At 69.1% G+C, this 18,178-nt stretch carries 13 protein-coding genes; 6 read left to right on the top strand and 7 right to left on the bottom strand.

What is annotated here, in order from left to right:
• Window positions 1-185: 185 nt before the first annotated feature.
• Window positions 186-344 carry a hypothetical protein gene (locus AB0B96_RS20415; RefSeq protein ID WP_362900728.1) on the bottom strand — a complete coding sequence of 53 codons (159 nt, stop codon included), beginning with the start codon at window positions 342-344 and terminating at the stop codon, window positions 186-188.
• 205 nt (window positions 345-549) lie between these two features.
• Here AB0B96_RS20415 and fxsT (AB0B96_RS20410) point away from each other — a divergent pair, with 205 nt between their 5' ends.
• Window positions 550-3,078 (top strand): FxSxx-COOH system tetratricopeptide repeat protein, encoded by a 2,529-nt coding sequence (gene fxsT / locus AB0B96_RS20410; RefSeq protein WP_362900726.1) that lies wholly within the window; start codon window positions 550-552, stop codon window positions 3,076-3,078.
• A gap of 84 nt (window positions 3,079-3,162) precedes the next feature.
• Here fxsT (AB0B96_RS20410) and AB0B96_RS20405 read toward each other — a convergent pair whose 3' ends face one another.
• Together AB0B96_RS20405 and AB0B96_RS20400 are read right to left on the bottom strand one after the other, a co-directional pair.
• The gene (locus AB0B96_RS20405; protein WP_362900724.1) at window positions 3,163-4,503 is read right to left on the bottom strand and encodes an HEXXH motif domain-containing protein; all 1,341 of its coding nucleotides are present in this window, start codon (window positions 4,501-4,503) and stop codon (window positions 3,163-3,165) included.
• Window positions 4,500-5,696, bottom strand: coding sequence for an FxsB family cyclophane-forming radical SAM/SPASM peptide maturase (locus AB0B96_RS20400; protein WP_362900722.1), 1,197 nt, complete (start codon window positions 5,694-5,696; stop codon window positions 4,500-4,502). The genes AB0B96_RS20405 and AB0B96_RS20400 overlap by 4 nt, the downstream gene beginning before the upstream one ends.
• 245 nt (window positions 5,697-5,941) lie before the next feature.
• Between AB0B96_RS20400 and AB0B96_RS20395 the strand changes: the two genes are divergently transcribed.
• Entirely contained in the window at window positions 5,942-8,458 is a 2,517-nt protein-coding gene (locus AB0B96_RS20395) for an FxsB family cyclophane-forming radical SAM/SPASM peptide maturase (RefSeq protein ID WP_362900720.1), read from the top strand.
• Window positions 8,459-8,551: 93 nt separating this feature from the next.
• Here the strand turns inward: AB0B96_RS20395 and fxsT (AB0B96_RS20390) are convergent, their stop codons facing one another.
• Window positions 8,552-11,089 (bottom strand): FxSxx-COOH system tetratricopeptide repeat protein, encoded by a 2,538-nt coding sequence (gene fxsT, locus AB0B96_RS20390; RefSeq protein ID WP_362900718.1) that lies wholly within the window; start codon window positions 11,087-11,089, stop codon window positions 8,552-8,554.
• A 264-nt stretch (window positions 11,090-11,353) separates the two neighbouring features.
• On the opposite strand from fxsT (AB0B96_RS20390), the gene fxsA reads away from it, so the two are divergent.
• The 3 genes from fxsA to AB0B96_RS20375 all read left to right on the top strand — a co-directional run bounded on the left by fxsA (window position 11,354) and on the right by AB0B96_RS20375 (window position 14,526).
• Window positions 11,354-11,542: an FxSxx-COOH cyclophane-containing RiPP peptide gene (fxsA, locus tag AB0B96_RS20385; RefSeq protein ID WP_362900716.1), complete on the top strand. Its 189-nt coding sequence runs from the start codon at window positions 11,354-11,356 to the stop codon at window positions 11,540-11,542.
• A gap of 66 nt (window positions 11,543-11,608) precedes the next feature.
• Window positions 11,609-12,532, top strand: a complete 924-nt coding sequence (locus tag AB0B96_RS20380; protein ID WP_362900714.1) for an SIR2 family protein — start codon at window positions 11,609-11,611, stop codon at window positions 12,530-12,532.
• Window positions 12,529-14,526: a tetratricopeptide repeat protein gene (locus AB0B96_RS20375; protein WP_362900712.1), complete on the top strand. Its 1,998-nt coding sequence runs from the start codon at window positions 12,529-12,531 to the stop codon at window positions 14,524-14,526. Before AB0B96_RS20380 ends, AB0B96_RS20375 begins: the two co-directional genes overlap by 4 nt.
• Here the strand turns inward: AB0B96_RS20375 and AB0B96_RS20370 are convergent.
• The gene (locus AB0B96_RS20370; RefSeq protein ID WP_362900710.1) at window positions 14,462-15,280 is read right to left on the bottom strand and encodes a hypothetical protein; all 819 of its coding nucleotides are present in this window, start codon (window positions 15,278-15,280) and stop codon (window positions 14,462-14,464) included. The genes AB0B96_RS20375 and AB0B96_RS20370 overlap by 65 nt on opposite strands.
• A gap of 258 nt (window positions 15,281-15,538) precedes the next feature.
• Window positions 15,539-15,961, bottom strand: a complete 423-nt coding sequence (locus tag AB0B96_RS20365) for a DoxX family protein (RefSeq protein WP_350944042.1) — start codon at window positions 15,959-15,961, stop codon at window positions 15,539-15,541.
• Between the two features lie 77 nt (window positions 15,962-16,038).
• Between AB0B96_RS20365 and AB0B96_RS20360 the strand changes: the two genes are divergently transcribed.
• Entirely contained in the window at window positions 16,039-16,533 is a 495-nt protein-coding gene (locus AB0B96_RS20360; RefSeq protein WP_362900707.1) for a MarR family transcriptional regulator, read from the top strand.
• Between the two features lie 131 nt (window positions 16,534-16,664).
• Here AB0B96_RS20360 and AB0B96_RS20355 read toward each other — a convergent pair whose 3' ends face one another.
• On the bottom strand, window positions 16,665-18,002 hold the full coding sequence (locus AB0B96_RS20355) for a glycoside hydrolase family 6 protein (RefSeq protein WP_362900705.1): 1,338 nt from the start codon (window positions 18,000-18,002) through the stop codon (window positions 16,665-16,667).
• Window positions 18,003-18,178: the final 176 nt, after the last annotated feature.

The following is an 18,178-nucleotide window of genomic DNA, read 5'->3' as shown; positions in this document are numbered from 1 at the left end:
CAGGGCACCACCTCACGGACGGCAGGTCCAATCAGGTCATGGACTCGATGCCGTACGACTCTATTGGCATGGTCAATCCCCCCCGCACGGTAAGGCATCCCCTGTGTCACCGAGGCGACCGGAGTGGGCGAATGATTCACGATCACCTTTCTGCCGCAACCCGCATGAAACGGCAAGGTGATTCCTCAGATCGAACTCGTGAATCCCGCCGCGGGCTCCGCCTTCTCCAGCAGCAATGGCTCCAGCATCCTGCGCAGCCAGGCCTCGTCGACCTCCGTGAGCTTCTCCAGGGAGAGGCCCTCAAGGTCGATGAGACCTCCCGGCCTTGAATCGTCATCGCGCATGCGTGCTCCCTATGACGTCGCGTCGTCTCCGGACCGACCCGGCACCGGTTTTTAGGACGCCCCAAAAGGGGGCGTGATACCACTCCCGAAAATTTCCGAGGCCAGGTTTTTTCTCAATGTGATTCTGTAATACCCCACTCTTCGAATCAACCTTTAGGATGACCGTACGATCCCTTTGGCTAGAAAAAGGCGGTGGCCCGAGGTGGTGGAGCTTTCACACGCGGCGAACACGGTGCCCGAGCGGCAGCCCGAGATCTGGGAGAAGGTCCCACCCCGCAACAGAAACTTCACCGGGCGCGACGACATGCTCCTCAAGCTCCGCCAGGGCATCAGCACCGTCACCGCCGTCGTCCCCCAACCCCAGGCGCTGCAGGGGTGGGGTGGTGTCGGCAAGACCCACCTGGCCATCGAGTACGCCCACCGCTACCGCTCGCACTACGACCTCGTCTGGTGGATCCCCTCCGACCAGCGCGTGCTGGTGCCGTCCGCACTGGCGGCGATGGCGCCCTACCTGGGCCTGCCGCCGGCGTCGGCCACCGGCGTCGAGGAGGCCGCCGAGGCGGTGCGCAGGACGCTGCAGAGCGGCACCCCCTACCGCCGCTGGCTGCTGATCTTCGACAACGCCGAGGAGCCGGGGCAGGTTCAGGAGTTCATCCCGCGCGGGCCGGGACATGTCCTGATCACCTCACGCAACCCCAAGTGGGAGGACCACTTCGAGACCCTCCAGGTCGACGTCTTCACCCGCGAGGAGAGCATGGCGTTCCTGAGGAAGCGCCTGCGCCGGGAGGTCCCCGACGACGACGCCTCGCGGCTCGCCGAGCAGCTCGGCGACCTTCCCCTCGCCCTGGAGCAGGCCGGCGCGCTGCAGTACGAGACCGGCATGTCGGTCGACGAATACCTGGAGCAGCTCAACGAGCAGGCGAGAAGGCTACTGGGGGCCAACAGGGCACCGGGATATCCGCTCTCGATGACGGCGGCGTGGAAGGTGTCGGTGTCGCTGCTGGAGGACCGCCTCCCCGAGGCGATCACGCTCCTGCGGTCCTGCGCCTTCTTCGGCCCCGAGCCCATCCCCCGCGACGTCTTCCGCAGGGGAAACAAGGCCGTCGCACCCCGGCTCGGCGGAATCCTGTCCGACCCGATCCTGCTCGCCACGGCGCTGAGCGAGCTGAGACGCTTCGCACTGGCCAGGATCGAACCCACCACCCGCACCATCCAGGTGCACCGGCTGATCCAGGCGCTCCTGCGCGACGACCTGCCGGAGAAGGACCAGGCCGACATCCGGCACGAGGTGCACGTGCTGCTGGCCGGCAGCGCCCCCAACGATCCCGACGAGAGCGCCAGGTGGCGCCGCTTCGAGGAGCTGGTCGCCCACGTCACCCCCTCAGGCCTGGAGGAGTGCACCGATCCGGCCGTCAGACGGTTCGCCCTCAACATCACCCGTTACCTCTTCGTGTCGGGCAACTACCAGTCGGCCCGTTCCTTCCTGGAGAGCTTCGTCAAGAGGTGGACCGAGGTCAGCGGGGCGAGGCACCCGGACGTGCTCGTCGCGTACAAGCACCTGGGCAACGTGCTGCGCGGGCTCGGCCAGTACTCCGCGGCGTACGAGATCGACCGCCGGACCCTCGACGACATGCGCGAGGTCCTCGGCCACGACCACAACGAGACGCTCCTGACGACCAACGGCTACGGGGCGTCCCTGCGGGCGCGCGGCGACTTCATCGCCGCCAGGAAGCTGGACGAGGAGTCCCTGGCCGCGCACTCCGCCGGCCGTGGCCCCGGCCATCCGTCCACCCTGCGCGTGCTCAACAACCTGGCCCTCGACTACGCCCTCACCAGTGACTACACCGAGGCGCGGCGTCTGCACCAGGAGACGTATCTGGAGATGAGCGACGCGGGGGAGGGCATCGGCAGGACCGTCCTGCTGCTGTCGTGGAACGGCCTGGCCAGGGCCGTGCGGCTCTGCGGCGACTACACCGAGGCGTGCGACCTGGGCGAGGAGGCCTACGCCTACGGCGTCCAGGAGCTGACGCTCGACCATCACGCCACGCTGCTGACGGCGAAGGACCTGTCCATCGCCAAGCGACGCTCGGGCGAGGTGACCGAGGCGCTGGAGCTCGCGCGTGACACGCACACCCGCCTTCAGCGGCTCTTCGGGGACGAGCACCCCGACACGATGGCCGCGGCGATCAACCTCTCCAACGCGCTGCGGACGACCGGCGACCTCGACGAGGCGTTCGCGACGGCGGAAAGGACGGTCGCCCTCTATCCCAGGGTGTTCGGCGAGGAGCACCCCTACAGCCTCGCCTGCGCCGGCAACCTGGCGATCCTGCATCGGTTGCGCGGTGACGTCGCGACGGCGAGGCGTCTGAACGAGATGGTGAGGGAGGGCCTGATCGCCAAGGTCGGCCGGGAGCACCACTATCCGCTGACGTGCGCCATCAGCCTCCAGACCGATCTCGCGACCCTGGGGGAGACCACCCGGGCGTGCGAGCTCGGCGAGGAGACGCTCGCCCGGCTGCGAGGGCTCTTCGGCGAGAACCACTTCCTGAGCCTGTCCTGCGCCAACAACCTCGCCCTCGACCTGAGGGCCGCGGGCGAGAAGGAGCGGGCCGAGATCCTGTACGACGACACGATGCGACGCTACGAACGCCCGCTGGAGACCGGCCATCCCGACGCCCTCCTCGCGAGCGAGGGCCGTCGCATCGACTGCGACTTCGACCCCCCGCCGATCTGACCGCCGCTCCGTCCCGCTCCGGTGGAACGCCTTTGACCCCGCACTTTTTGGCCGGAACGCCGGTTTTCCGCCGCGGTCTCCCGGTCAGGGGCCGGTGTGGGGCCACCCGTTCGCCCGGAACCCGGGGTTGCGCCTTCTCCAGGCGTCGAGGTGACGCTCCGCCTCGCGCCGGGCCTGGCTCTCCGCGGCGGAGTCGACCGGTTCCGCGGCGCACTCCTCCAGCGTCTTCCTCATGCGCGCCACGAACTCCTCCCCGCGCTCGTTCAGGCCCCCGCTCGCCAGCAGCGTGCCGGTGACCGCGTAGGCGGCCCGCCTCCAGCGGGCGAGTTCCACGCGTGCCCGGAACGCCTCGGCGTCCCGCTCGAAACGGTGCTGCCTGCGCCAGAACTCCGCCACCCCGAGATAGGCGTACGAACCCTGCAGCAGGCCGTAGACGGGGCGCGGATCGTCCCGCCAGGGCGCGTAGTGGCGGGAGCCGTCGTCCGGCAGGGTGAGCGGGATCGCCTCGGTCAGCGCGGTGAGCTTCGCGTGCTGGATCTCGTGGGCGAACGTGGCCGCGAGCCCCACGCCGTGCCACGGGTCGGACATGGCGACGGTCCCGAACGTCTCGCGCGAGGTGGCGCTGTTCTGCCCCCGTTCCGGGGCCTTGACGGGGGTGAGCACCGACACGGTGAGCCTCACCTCCTCGGCCACGGTCGCGTGGTGCGCGGCGAGGATCCGCCAGGCGTCGTCCAGGTGCGTCCCCCACGCGCGAAGCCGCCCGGGGTCCAGCCGCGGCTCCGCGACCTCCTTCGCGGACCACCGGTACGGGTCGAGGTCGTCGACGACCGGCTCGAATCCCGGGGTCACCCGCAGCCCGTGAAGCGCCTGCCAGCCGGGCCGGTCGCCGCGGGGACGGACGCGGACCGTCAGGCCTGCGGCCTCGAGTTCGGCGCCGTCGGCGTCCGGTCTCACCGTGATGTCGACCGTCTCCTCCACCCCCTCGGGGAGGGTGAGACGCCCCAGTGACGGCAGCATGATCGCGCCGTCACGGACGGGCAGCCGGACCCGGCAGGCGATCCGGGCCCGCACCGCGGCCACCACGGCCGGCGCGCCCAGCTGCGCGGGATCGTCGGACGTGCCGTTCCCGCTCCGCAAGGACCGGTAGGTCCGCCACGCCCACGCCCCCACCGCCGGATAGCGCAGCACGCGCTCGACCTCCTCGCCCGCCTCCACCTCCAGATCCGCCAGGAGGCCGTAGGCGCGTGCCGCCAGGGCGGCGCCGGGGTGGCTCGCCGAGCGCGCCTCTGTCACGACCCCGCGAATCAACATCCTGTTCTTGAGGCGCTGGAACGCGCTCAGCTCGGCCACGGCGTCGGCTCCGCCCTCACCGGCCGCCAGCGCGAGAACCGTCGTGTCGGACACTCCCTGCGCACCGAGCCTCATCGACTTCCCTTCAGCCGGGCGACGTCTCTCGCGAAACCTGTACGGATGTGGGTGATCAACCGGTAGAGGTCGGGACAGTAGACCGAGGGGCCCTTGAAACCGGTGGCCTCGCTGTATCTGTGCGCGTACAGCCCTCCGCCGCAGACCGAACGCAGGTCGCAGGCCAGGCAGGCGGGGGCGAGCGCGAGCTCGCCGATCTGCCGGGCGGCCATGGCCGGATGCCTGAGCGCGTCGTCGAAGGAGTCGCGGAGCAGATGCAGCCGGGTCGCGGCCGCTCCGTGGTAACTGGACTTCAGGATGTCCGACTGCTCGATGCTGCCGTCGGTCTCCACCACGGCCATCCTGGCGGGTGAGAGCCCCACCGTCTCGCTGCGCGAGGCGCCTCCCGTCAGCAGGCGCAGGATCTCGCGGAACAGCCGGATCTCCGTCTGGTCGGCGGCCGAGCCGTACCAGCGGTCGAAGATCGGGATCAGCCAGTCGGCGTACGGTGTCACCTCGTCGTCCGGGAGGCGGTACGGCGGCGGGGCGGACCAGTTGCCGTGCGGGAGCAGGAAGTCGACGGCCGGTGGGTCGAAGGCGAGGAGCGCCTCGTAGGTCGCCAGCGGGTCGTTACGGACGTCGACGGTGCACAACAGGCCGCTGAACAGGTGGTGGAACGGGCCCGCGGTCAGCCTGCGGAGCGCGTCCGCGACGATCGCGTGGCTGCCCCGGCCGTCCGCGTAACGCCTGTGCCGGTCGTGGCCCTCGGCGTAGCCGTCCATGCTCACCCCGACGCGGATCTCCAGGCTCTCGAAGAGCCTCAGGTAGGCCTCGTCCAGGCGCAACCCGTTGGTCTGCACGCCGACGCGGACGCGGGTCCCGACATCGGCGGCGGCCCCCCTGATGGTGCGCACGGCGTAGGAGATGAGATCGGGCCCGGCCAGCAGGGGCTCTCCCCCGTGCAGGATGACCTCGACCTCGGCCAATTCGTGGGCGAGCGCGTGCTCGGCGACGCGTCTCGCCGTACAGTCGACGATCGCCTTCGACATGCGCCGCGGCTGGGCCTTCCACGACTGGTCGGCCATCTCGTAGATGTAGCAATGGCGACAGGCGAGGTCACACCTGCTGTGGATCTTCAGGATGAACTGCCGGAAAGCCGCCGGCCGCCACCCCGAGTCCAGCAATCCCCCGACATCGAGCGTCGCGGGGAACACGCTTCGAGGCAGGGGGATTATGGGGTCAGGTTTCTCCGGCAAACGTGGCACACCTCTCTTGCGCCATTCCCTATCTGGCATGACTTTGCCCCAATAGTCAAGTTTTCAGCCCCGCGCATTCCTACCCCTTCATCGACATGATCACTGGTTTTTCCTTCAATCTGGAACGACGGCCGAGCATCATCTATCGTGGAAACATCTTTCGGGCGTCACATAACGTGGTCTCGGCAGGGGGCTGATCAGCGATGCGCGAGTGGCCGTCGACTCTCGATATCGGAGGGCTGATGGCCGATGGCTGGCGGCCGACTCCGTTCCGGCAGTTCATCCTGAAGATCCACAGTAGGTGCGATCTTGCCTGCAAATATTGCTACATGTACGAAATGGCCGACTCCTCCTGGCAGACGCGACCGAAACAAATGTCACGGGAGATCTTCACCGCCACGGCCGAGAGAATCGCCCAGCACGCCCACCGCCACAACCTGGCCCACATTGAGCTCATCCTGCACGGGGGCGAGCCCCTGCTCGCCGGTCGTGAGGCGATCCGCGAGCTCGTCACGCTGGTCCGCTCCGCGGTCGGCCCCGCCACCAGGACCACCGTCGGCCTGCAGACCAACGGCACCCTGCTCGACCTCCGCCACCTCCGCCTCTTCGACGAGCTGGGCGTCCGGGTCGGGGTCAGCCTCGACGGCGACGAGACCATGCACGACCGGGGCCGCCGCCGCGCCGACGGCCGGGGAAGCCACGCCGACGTGCTGCGCGCCCTCGGACTGCTGGGCTCGCCCACCTTCAGGCACCTCTTCAGCGGCCTGCTGTGCACCGTCGACCTCAGGAACGACCCGATCGGGGCCTACGAGGCGCTCCTCGCCTTCGACCCACCGGCCGTCGACTTCCTGCTCCCGCACGGCAACTGGTCCGCGCCACCTCCCGGCCGGACCCCGGACACCGAGGCGACACCGTACGCCGACTGGCTGATCCCGATCTTCGACCGCTGGTACGCCGCGTCGCGGCGCCCCACCTGGGTCAGGACGTTCAACGAGATCATTCGCGGACTGCTCGGCCGCTCGTCGTCGAGCGAGCAGATGGGCCTGTCCCCCGTCGCGATGGTCGTCGTGGAGACCGACGGCGGCATCGAGCAGTCGGACGCCCTGAAGTCGGCCTACCGGGGAGCACCGGAAACCGGTCTGCACGTGGCGCGCGACTCCTTCGACGACGTCCTGCTCCTGCCCTCGATCGCCGCCCGCCAGATCGGCGAACTGGCCCTCTCCCCGACCTGCCGGGCGTGCCCGGTCTCCCGCGTCTGCGGAGGAGGCCACTACGCCCACCGCTACCGCTCCGGCCACGGTTTCGCCAACCCCTCCGTTTACTCCCCCGACCTCCTCCGCCTCATCGGGCACATCAAGGGAACGGTCGAAGCCGATCTGCGGGCCCGATCGAAACGGCAGAGAAAGGGCACGATGAACCTGCGTGAGCACCGGATCGCGGCCGGCACGTTCTCAGAACTCGCCGCAGGCGGTGGGGGCACCACCGCGGTCGCCGAACTGTCCGCCGCACAGCACAGCAAGCACATCCTGCTCGTACGCGGGGTGCTGGAAACCGCGCGGGCGAGCGGCCATCCCGACGCCGCCGCCACCCGCCGCGCCTACGACCTGCTCGCCACCGTCCAGCGCCGCTACCCCGGCGTCGTCAACGCGGTCCTGCGCCACCCGTCGGTGGGCGCCTGGGCGCGCCGTACGGTCAAGTTGCTCGACGCCGGCGACCGCGACGCGGCTCCGGGACAACTCGCGGCCCTCGCCGCCGCGGCGGCGATCCGTTCCGGCACCGCCTGCGAGATCGACGTACCGGCGGTGGAGGGGGTGGTCACACTGCCGTCACTGGGGCAGGCGATCCTGTCGCCGACCGTCTCGGTGGCCACGGTCGAGTGCGGCCCGGACGACACCGAGATCACCGCGGACGGGATCATCGTCAGGATTCCCGGCGACCCCCGCCAGGACGCCCCGGGCTGGCGAGGGCTGCGTTCGCTGTTCAGCGAGGCGGACGGCATCTCCCTCCGCCTGGTCATCGACGACCTCGACCCTTACCGGATGCCGGGGACGGGCAACATCGGCGGGCGTCTCACCGAGGCCGAGACCGAGCGGTGGCAGTCGACGCTGCATGAGGCATGGGATCTGCTGGTGCGTCACCACCGGACCGTGGCCGAGGAGGTGGCCACGGCGATCACGGTCCTCACGCCGCTCGTCGCGCCCGCCAGGGGCCAGTCGAGCTCGTCCTCACGGGAGACCTTCGGGTGCGTGGCCCTGTCGACGCCGCCGGACGCGTCCTGGCTCGCGGTCACGTTGACGCACGAGACGCAGCACGCGAAGCTCTCGGCCCTGCTCGACCTCGTTCCCCTCACCCTGCCCGACGACGGCTCCCGCTACTACGCTCCCTGGCGCGAAGATCCACGCCCCGTGCCGGGACTGCTCCAGGGCGCGTACGCCTTCCTGGGGGTGGCGGGCTTCTGGATGCGCCAGCGCGAATGGGAGTCGGGGGCGGCGGCCCTGCGCGCGAACGCGGAGTTCTTCCAGTGGCGCGAGGCCTCGCACCTCGTCACCGCCACCCTCCTCGGCAGCGGGCGGCTCACCCCCGCCGGTGAGAACTTCACGGCCGGTATGGCGCAGCGCCTCGACGACTGGTCGAGGGAGAGCGTGCCGGCCCGCGCACGAGCCATGAGCCGTGAACGCTCCGACGACCACTACGCGCGCTGGCTCGAACGCAACGGCTAGCGGCCGGAGCGGATCGGTCACGACATGACGTCCGGCGCACGGGAAATGCGGCGCGGCCGCCCGGACGCGCCGGTCACAGCGCGGGCATGCCGGTCACAGCGCGGGCGGATCGAAGTCAAAGTCGAGCCGCTCCCCCCTCAGCGCCACCGTCGTGTCGGGGTGCTCCTCGCCCAGCACCCGCCGATAGCGCTCGAAGGTGTCGGCCCGTAGTGTCTCCGCCTCCGCCGAGGCCCCCCGCGTCCGCAGGTCGATGACCAGGTTGTTCGCACAGGCGAGGGTGAGCGGGTGGTCGATGCCCAAAAGCTCCCGCAACTGGGCCAGGGTCTCTTCACCCAGTCGCCCGGCCTGGGAGACCTCTCCACCGGCGGCGAGGTCACTGGCGAGGTTGATCGCGCAGGTGAGCGAGTAGTGGTGCTCACGTCCCAGCGTGCGGTCGAAGCCCTCCAGAGATCTCAGGTCGAGCTCGGTCGCCTCCTCGATGTCTCCGTTGACCCGCAGCAGTAGCGCGAGGTTCATGTTGCAGCCGAAGGTGAAGGGGTGCTCGTCCCCGTAGCGCCTGGGATAACGGGCCGCCGTATCGCGCAACAGTCCCAGCGCCTCGTCGACCTCACCCCTGGTGCGCTGCGCGTTGGCCAGGCACAGGGCGGCCGCGAGCGTGTCGGGGTGGTCGCGGCCGAAGATGCGCTCCTCCAGCTCGAACGTCCGCTGGGCGATCTCGAACGCCTCGTCGATCAGTCCCGCCCTGCGCTTGGCGATGGACAGGTCCTTGGCCGCACGCAGGGTCCTGGGGTGGTCGGCCCCGAGCTCCTGGACGCTGAAGTCGTAGGCGTCCTCGCCGATGTCGCAGGCCTCCGAGTATTCGCCCCTGAGCCGCACGATGCGGGCCAGGCCGTTCCATGAGGTGAGGATGGACTGCTGGCTCGACTTGGAATCGCCGGAGCGCTGCAACGTGTAGGCGGTCTGCTGCAGCTCGCTCGCCTTCTGGTAGTCGCCGAGCAGCATGTAGTCGAGCGCGAGGTTGTTCATGGTCCGCAGCGTCCGGCGGTGTTTCTGGCCGAACAGCGTCCGGTGCTGACGCAGCGACTCCTCGTCGTGCGCCAGGGCGGCCGCGAAGTCACCTCGCATCCTCAGGTCGCCGCCGTGGCTGTTGGTGATCAGCAGGGTCTCCTCGTGGTCGGGTCCGAGGACCTCCCGCATGTGCGCCAGGGTCTCGCGGTTGAGCTCGAAGGAGGCCCGGTAGTCGCCGAGCTCGCGCAGGATGATCCCGAAGTGCCGCTGCGCGGAGAGCACGTACTGGTCCTCGTCCCCGCTGTCGGCCCGCCACCTCTCGATCAGGCGCCCGACAAGGTTTCTCGCCGACTGGTAGCCCCCCGACGAGTAGAGGTAGCGCACGACGTCCAGGGCGAAGGCGCGAACGCGGGGATCCTGGCTGACCTCGACCGCCGCGGGGGTCACGTGGGTGAGCAGCTCGGCGTAGCGTGGCCACAGGACGTTGTTGTCGGGGAGGCCCGGCACCGCCGCCGCCAGCAGCAGGTGCACCTCATGGAGGAAGGACGCCTGCTCCTCGTCGCTCAGCTCGTTGCGCAGAAGTGCCTGGATCAGCCGGTGCACCTGGATGGTCCGGTTCTCGGAGTCGATCCGGACGAGGGCGTAACGCCCCAGCTCCCTGATGGCCTTGCTCAGCAGGATCGGGTCGGCGAGGATCGCGCCGAGAGACGACCCCGGAGCGAACTCCTCGGTGAGCACTCCGAAGACGTCGCGAGGGATCGGATCCGGTCCGAAGAAGGCGCAACAGCGCAGGAGTTGCACGGCCTCGGGCAGTTTCGCCTTGAGCTGCGACACCGACAGCGACCACGCCGCGGTCATGGACAGCGGGTAATCGGGCGCCTTGTTGGCCCCGAGCAGCTGGGCCGTCTGCTCCCGCAGCAGCCGGAGATACTGCTCGACGGACATCCCGGTCTCCGTCTGCAGGGCCCCGGCCTGCTCCAGGGCGAGCGGCAGGTCGCCGAGCTCCTCGGCCAGCCGGTTCCTGTCGTCGAGGCTGGTCGAGCTGGGCACCCGCTTGCTGAGGAACTCGATGCTCTCGGCCCGGGTGAAGACGTCGACGGGCAGGGTGTCGACCACGCTCTGCCAGGCGTGGTTGCGTGAGGTGATCAGGACATGCCCTGGACCGCGCGGGATGATCTCGTTGATGTCCTCCGGCTGCTCGGCGTTGTCGAAGACGAGCAGCCAGCGGGAGTAGGGCTCACCGCGGCGCAGCGCGTCCAGCACGGCCGCCGAGGCGTCCTCCACGCCCATCGAGGAGGAGGAGGGGACTCCCAGGTGCGGGGCGAGCGCGGCCAGCGAGGAGCGCACCAGCATCGGCTGGTCCGCGGGAATCCACCAGACCAGGTCGTACTCGTGCCGGAAGCGGTAGGCGTACTCGATCGCGACGTGGGTCTTGCCGACGCCGCCGAACCCGTGGAGGGCGTGCGGAACCACCGCGGTGACCTCGGCGGTGACCCCCGTGTGCAGCTTGTCGAGAAGATCTTCCCTGCCGGTGAAGTTCTTGTTCTGCTGGGGAACCTTGCCCCAGATCTGGGGCTGGCGTCCCGTTGTCCGGGAAGACCCCGACGACTGTGAAATGGGCACGCGACCGCCTCCACTCACCCGATTTGGGATCAGCCTAGACGCCCGCCCCTCACACGCGCATAAACAAAGAGGTCAGAGTCTTATGGCTATGTCCCAAAAGGAGATAACTGTCACACCTTAAAAAGGATTGTTATCCGTAAACCATACCGGCCCGTCTTCCAAATTATCTTCGGAGGCACTCGTCCGACCACCGGAAGAGTGTAACGATGGGCCAGGGCGGGGACACACGGAGAGCCGGAAACGCGGGGGTGCGAGGGAGACCGCATGAGCGACGAAACCGTCATAGCCGACACCGATTACCGCAAAGGCCTGATCGACCTCACAGGGATGAACCTAGCCGATCTTGATGGGATCGACGATTCCGCTCTTGGACTCGCGCTGCGGGAAATAGTCGAGGACGAGGACACCGGCCCGGTGGCCGGATTTGATTCGTTCATATCAAAACCTTTGTGACACCCCGGCGATGTGCGACATTGGAGTGCGATACTCACGCTCTTTGTCGACAAACATGGTGGAGCCGTGGACGACACCGACTGGGAACGTTTGATCGACCAGCTCGGCAGGGGTGACTGCGCCCCTTTTCTCGGAGCGGGGGCCTGTGCCGGCACCCTGCCCACCGGCGCCGCTCTCAGCAACCAGTACGCCCTCCGCTACGGCTATCCGTTCTCCGACGCGGGCGACCTGGCCCGTGTGATGCAGTACGGCGAGGCCGTGGTGCGCGATCCGGTCGACCTCAAGGAGACGGTCTGCGGCCACCTGCGCTCGCACGGCCGGCCTCCGGTGACTGATCCCGGCGAGCCTCACCGGCTGCTCGCCGGTTTCCCGCTCACGACGTTCCTCACGACGAACTACGACGACTTCCTGGCCGAGGCGTTGCGGGCGGAGGGCAAGGATCCCCACGTCGCCGTCTCCCCCTGGTGGGACACCGACCCCGGCGCGGCCCCTCTCCTGCCGGAGCCGACGGTGGAGCGGCCCATCGTCTACCACCTCCACGGGAGTTGGGCGGAGCCCGCGTCGCTGGTGCTGACCGAGGCCGACTACCTGACGTACCTCGTCAACATGGTGGACGCCGTCGCGACCGACGGGCGGCATCCGCTGCCGATCCCGATCCTGCGGGCGATGACCACCCGGCCGCTGCTCTTCGTGGGCTACAGCCTGCAGGACTGGACATTTCGGGTGCTGTTCCACGGCCTGGTGCGCAACACACCTCGCAGCAACAAGCGGCGGCACGTGAGCGTGCAGCTCATGCCCGAGGTGAGCCGCCCCACGGGCGGCACCGGGAGCACCGGGAGCACCGGGAGCGCGAAGAGCACCGAGAGCGCGGAAAGCAAGGCCAGGCGCTACATCACCCACTATCTCGACCGCTGGAACATCTCGATCTTCCTGGGGACCGCCTCGGAGTTCTGCGCGGAGCTCCGGCGGAGAATGGGACGGACGTCATGACGACCGCGACACGCGCCGGCGACGGAACCATCCGGCCCTACGTGGGGCTGCGTCCCTACGACCGGAGCGAGCACACCCTGTTCTTCGGACGGGAACGCGAGGCCCGCGACATCGCCACCATCTGGCAGGCCACCGGCCTCACCGTGCTGTTCGGGGCCTCCGGGGTCGGCAAGACGTCCCTTCTGCAGGCGGGTGTCCTGCCCCGCGTGGAGCCCGAGCGCGCCGACGTGCTGCCCATCGCCCGCGTGTCACCCCACGGCATCGCCTCGCTGCGTCCGAAGATGCCCGGCAACCCCTATGTGCTGGCGCTTCTGTCGGCCTGGGCCCCCGACCGGCCACTGCCCGCGCTGGCAGGGCTCACGATCTCGGACTTCCTGGCCGAACGCCCGGAACGCACCGACAGATACGGCGACCCGGTGCCCGTCCTGGTCGCCCTCGACCAGGCCGAGGAGCTGTTCGGCGGCCCGCTCGACCGCGAGGAGGACCGCAACGAGCTCCTGCGCCAGCTGGCGCGGGCGGTGGAGGATCACGACGGCCTCCACCTGCTGCTTTCCCTGCGCGAGGAGTATCTGGCCTCCGTCCTGCCGCACGAGCGCCCGCTGGGCCGAGGTTCGCGGGCGCGGTTCCAGCTGCCGCCGCTCACGCGCGCCGCGGCGCTCGACGCCACCACGAGGCCGGTTGAGCGCACCGGCAGGTTCTTCGCCCCCGGGGCCGCGGAACGGCTCGTCGACGACCTGCGCACCGTCCCGATCTCCAACGACGAGGGGCAGACGACCACGCTGACGCTGAACACGATCGAACCGGTCCAGTTGCAGGTCGTCTGCTCCGCACTGTGGGAGTCGCTGCCCTCCGGGCTCAGGGAGATCAGCGTGGACCACGTGAACCTGCACGTGAACGTCGACCGGTTCCTCACCGGATTCTGCGATCGGATGCTCGCGCGCGTCTCGGCCGGATCCGGTGTCACGTCGAGCGAGATCCGCTCCTGGCTGCGCAGGACCTTCGTCACCGAGCACGGGACGCGCAACACCGTCTACGAAGGACTCCACGAGACGGCCGGCATGCCGAACGCCGTCGCCAAGGCCCTGGAGGACTCCCACATCCTGCGCGGCGAGCACCGGCTGGGGATCCGCTGGTACGAGCTGCAGCACGACCGTCTGATCGGGTCGGTGCGCCAGTCGCGGCCCCCGGCGTCCTATCTCGGCGACGCGCGGCTCGCACTGGCCAGAGAGAGCTGGGAGACGGCCCGCGGGCTCGCGGAGGAGGCGGTCCGCGCCTCGGGGAGCGGGGAGACGTGGGTGCGTGCCGAGGCCCTGCTGATCCTGGGAGAGGTGGCGTCGGCGGAAGGTGAGACGGAGAGCGCACGCAGCCGGTTCGAGGAGGCGGCCGACCTGTTCGCGACGCTGCAGCGGTTCAACGGCGTGGCCTCCGCGCTGACCGGGGAAGGGCGGCTCTGGCTGGCGCTGGGACACTACGACAGCGCCGTCGAGCGGCTGCGCGCCGCCCTCTCCTGGGTTCCCAACGACCTGCCGGCGCATCTGGCGCTCGGGCAGGCCCTGTGGCATCTGGGACAGCCGCGCGCCGCCCTCGCCCTGCTCAACGGGGCCGTGGCGCTCGCGGACGAGCCCCCCGCCGAGGCACTCGCGCTGCGCGGTGAGATCCTGGCCGACCTCGGAAAGCCGGTGGAGGCCCTGCGCGACCTGGATCGGGTACGCAGGCACCAGCGGCCCGGCACGATCGCCGCCAGGGCGCTCGCCCTCGCCCTGGAGCAGCGGTTCGACGCCGCCCAGCAGGAGATCCTCGACGCCCTCGCCGACGGCTCCGACAGCGACTCCGACAGTGGCCCCCTGCTGGTGCGGGCCGCACGTGTCCACGCCCTGCTGGGGCGGCCCACCCTGTCGGAGGAGTTCGCCTCGCGGGCGCTCGGCGCGGTCACTCCCGGGCTTCCCGGGCATCTGCGGGCGCAGGCCGAGGAGCTTCTGCGGAGGACGGCGTGACGTCGTCCGCTCTCGCCGCCTCCCACATGTGGTCGAACTGGCTCACCCAGTAGGTGTACCAGCGTTCGTCGCGGCCACGGGTCAGCTCGAGGTGCATGCGCGAGGAGATGGACGTGTTGTGGAAACCGTGAATCTCCACGATGACACGGCCCCCGGGGGTTTCCGGGTCGACAAGGACGAGGCTGAATCCCGGGTTGTAGGAAAGAAGGCGGTATTCGAACCGGCCCGCCGTTTTCCAGCCGCTCATCAACCGTAGGCGTTCCGTCGTGCTCTCCAGCGCGGCGGGAAGCCGCTGGACGGGAAACTCGACCGAATCGTCCAGCTGTTTCGCGGCCTGCCGGACCGCCGCCTTCTCCGTGGGGTCGAGAATGACGATCCTGGCGCTTCCCCGCTCCCTGGCGAGGACCGTGTTGCGTATCAGCTCGCAGGTCTGCGCCGACAGCAGGTTGACCGCGGAGGGCGCGAACACGCGCACGTCGCGGGCCTGGGCGAGCAGCGAGGAGAGCGGCACCCTGTCGTACACGGAACGGTCGTGCAGAAGGTCGGTGCGCGATTCCGCGGGCTCGTCGGTGAGGGTGAGCCGGTAGAGGAGCAGCCCGACCCCGGAGAACAGGGCCGCCCATCTGAGGTCGTCTTCCAGCTTGTCGGCGAATATCGAGAGAAAGGCGAAACCGAAGAGGACGACGGTGAGAGCGTACGCGTCGATATGCTGCCGGGCCTTGAAATCCCTGCCGATTCTCTGGATCAGACGCACACCGACCCCCAACTCTTGAGCGCTGTCGAGAACAGCTATGCCCATTGTCCGGGATCGGGACCTCGTAATGTTCGATGTCGTTGGTTCCGGTCGGCCGGGCCCTCCCGCTGGGGAAAGACCCGGCATCCGTAATTCCGGCGACCGGCCGAACCACCCGGAGCGGTGACCGCTCCAGGAGCCGGCTCCGTACGACGGCCGGTCGGATGGTGACGGCGGTGTCGGACAGGGTCCGACGGTGTCCTACAGGTTCTTACAGGGTCAGACGGTGGCCGGCTGGCGGCGGCGCTGCCAGAGGGCGTCGACGGCGAGGGCTCCGCCGCCGCTGAGGGCGATGACCATGGTGCCCGCGGCGAGGGCCAGCACGTACTCGTAGCCGCCCTCGCTCACCGAGAAGCCGTTGGAGAGGTGAACGAAGACGAGGGCACCGAGCATGACGAGCGTGAGCAGGAAGCCGAACACGGGCAGGGCCGCGCCCAGGATGAGCGCGATACCGCCCACGACCTCGATGATGGCGACCGCCGGTGCGGAGACGACCGCGAGGGGGATCCCCATGGCGTCGAAGGCCGCGGTGGTCTGGGCCAGCCCCGAGCTCAGGAACTTCTGTGAGCCGTGGAATACGAAGATTACGCCGAGAGCGATCCTCGCCAGCAACAGGACATACGGTCTTAGCTGGTCAAGCATTCTGACTCCTCCTGTCATTCGAATTTGTACAAACCATAGCGGTTAGTTCAAATTTGAACAAGCAGTAGAATGTTCCGGTGAGCGACGTGAAATGGCTCAATGAGAGCGAGATGGCCGCATGGATGGCTTATGTGGCCGCGACACACCTCCTGGAGCGACGCGTCGAGGATCAGTTGAAAGTCGATGCCGATCTGACCCACGCCCAGTACGAGATCCTGGCGAAACTCTCCCAGGACCCCGGCGGGCGGATGCGGATGACCGAGCTGGCCAACCGGTTGATCGTTTCGAAGAGCGGCCTCACCTATCAGATCGGCCAGCTGGAGCGGAGAGGGCTCGTCACCAGGGAAGCCTGTCCCTCCGACGAGCGGGGCGTGCTCGCCGTGCTCACCGAGGAGGGCATCCGTTGCCTCAAGCGGACCGCGCCGGGGCACGTGGCCGTCGTGCGCGCCTTCCTGATCGACCAGCTCACCCCCGAGGAGGTCGAGAGCATGCGACAGATCATGACGAAGGCCACCGCGGCCATGCGAGCGGCCCCTGCGGGCCCGCTCCGGCCGGGCAAAATCCCAGGGTAAGGCGCGGAACGGACCCATGAGACCGGTTCTCCCTTTCGGCTACGCGGTCGGAGGGAAGGCGGAAGAATCCGGTACGGCTCGCGCGGGGGGCATACCGCGCGAGCCGTCCGGATCAGGGCCGCACCACCTGGTCAGGCGGCGGTGCAGCTGACCGAGGAGGGCGCGCCGTTACTTCCTGACCAGTTGCCGGTGAACCCGAAGTTCGCCGTGGCACCCGCGGAGAGGTTGCCGTTGTGGGACACGTTCCGCACCGAGACGCTCGCGCCGCTCTGGGTGTGCTGTCCGTTCCAGAGCTGGGTGATGCTCTGGTTGTTGGGGAAGGACCAGTTCACCGTCCAGCCCGTGAGGGCCGCGCCGCCCGAGTTCCGCACGGTCACCTCGGCCTGGAAACCGCCCGGCCAGGAGCCGATCAGCTGGTAGCTGGCCGTGCAGGCCTTGCCGCCACCCGGAGTGGGAGTCGGCGTGGGCGTCGGCGTCACCGTGGGGGTCGGGGTCGGGGTGGGATCCGGGCCGGGTCCAGCGGCCATGGCCAGGTCGTAGGCGCGCTGCGGGACGAACTGCCCGGCCGCGGCGATGCAGCCGTCGGCCTCGCCCGGCAGCTTGATCCACAGGAAGGCGTCGATCATCGAGTCGCCGGTGGCGTTGGTGCTCGGCGTGCCGATCGCCCGCCCCGGCGGGTCACACCACTCGCTGCCCTGCGGGCCGTTGCCGTTGCGGCTGGTGTCGATCACCGCGCGGAGCCTGGAGATCCCGGTGGCGGAGATGATGTTCTTGGCGTAGGAGACCTCGGTGGAGGTCCACCGGTAGTTGGAGACGTTCAGGGAGATGCCGTCCGCGCTGTTCGCCACGTCCGCGGCCCTCAGGCGGTTGGCGGCCTCCGACGCTGACAGCCACCCCGAGTGCCCGATGTCGAAGTAGACCTTCGCCGAGGACGAGCCCGCCTTCAGCTTCTTGCCCGCGTACGCCATGGAGGCGTTCGTCTCCTGCTGCTGGGAGGAGTTCATGCAGCTGGTCATGATCGGGAGCACGTCCGGCTCCAGGATGATCGTCGCCGGGCGTCCCTGCAGACCCGCGGCCACCTCGTCGACCCACTGACGGTAGGCCGTGTGGTTGGGCGCGCCACCCGTGCTGGCGCCGCTGCAGTCGCGGTTGGGGATGTTGTAGACGACGAGGATGGGGATCTTGCCCGCCGACGCCGCCGCTCCGACGAACGACGACACCTGGCCGCGCACGGTGGAGGTGTTGGTGGTGGTGAACCACCGGGCCTGCGGCACGGAGGCGATCCGGGTCCGGATCACCTGCGCCTTGGAGTCGCCGGGATTGGCCGCGACCCACTTGGCGGCACCGGTGTCCGGATCGACGTAGAACGGGGAATCGGCGGCGGACGCGCCGGAGGCGCCGGCGAGCGCCGCACCTGACGCGATCACCAAAGCCGCGCAGAGCGTGGCCAGGATTGATCTTCTTGGCATGGATCGGCTCCTTCGAAGGAGGCATGGGAGCGCTCCCACCATAGGTGGCACGCCTCTTCCGCTGTAGTCCCCGCCGTCGGCGCCTCACTTCCTCGCGCGCTGACCTGTGCGAACACTCCTGACATCCGTTGAAAGTTTCACCACCCGGCACCGCCCGGCTGATCGGCGAGACAGCG

The sequence above is a fragment of the Streptosporangium sp. NPDC049046 genome, from assembly GCF_040649155.1.
In the GTDB taxonomy this organism is placed as follows: domain Bacteria; phylum Actinomycetota; class Actinomycetes; order Streptosporangiales; family Streptosporangiaceae; genus Streptosporangium.
Note: the sequence above shows the minus strand (reverse complement) of the source record. Positions and strands in the feature narration are given on the sequence as shown.

Bases quoted from the DNA above. Each gene is read 5' to 3' on its own strand.
- AB0B96_RS20415 (WP_362900728.1), bottom strand. From the start codon at position 344: ATGCGCGATGACGATTCAAGGCCGGGAGGTCTCATCGACCTTGAGGGC.
- AB0B96_RS20405 (WP_362900724.1), bottom strand. From the start codon at position 4,503: ATGAGGCTCGGTGCGCAGGGAGTGTCCGACACGACGGTTCTCGCGCTG.
- AB0B96_RS20395 (WP_362900720.1), top strand. From the start codon at position 5,942: ATGCGCGAGTGGCCGTCGACTCTCGATATCGGAGGGCTGATGGCCGAT.
- fxsA (WP_362900716.1), top strand. From the start codon at position 11,354: ATGAGCGACGAAACCGTCATAGCCGACACCGATTACCGCAAAGGCCTG.
- AB0B96_RS20375 (WP_362900712.1), top strand. From the start codon at position 12,529: ATGACGACCGCGACACGCGCCGGCGACGGAACCATCCGGCCCTACGTG.
- AB0B96_RS20365 (WP_350944042.1), bottom strand. From the start codon at position 15,961: ATGCTTGACCAGCTAAGACCGTATGTCCTGTTGCTGGCGAGGATCGCT.
- AB0B96_RS20355 (WP_362900705.1), bottom strand. From the start codon at position 18,002: ATGCCAAGAAGATCAATCCTGGCCACGCTCTGCGCGGCTTTGGTGATC.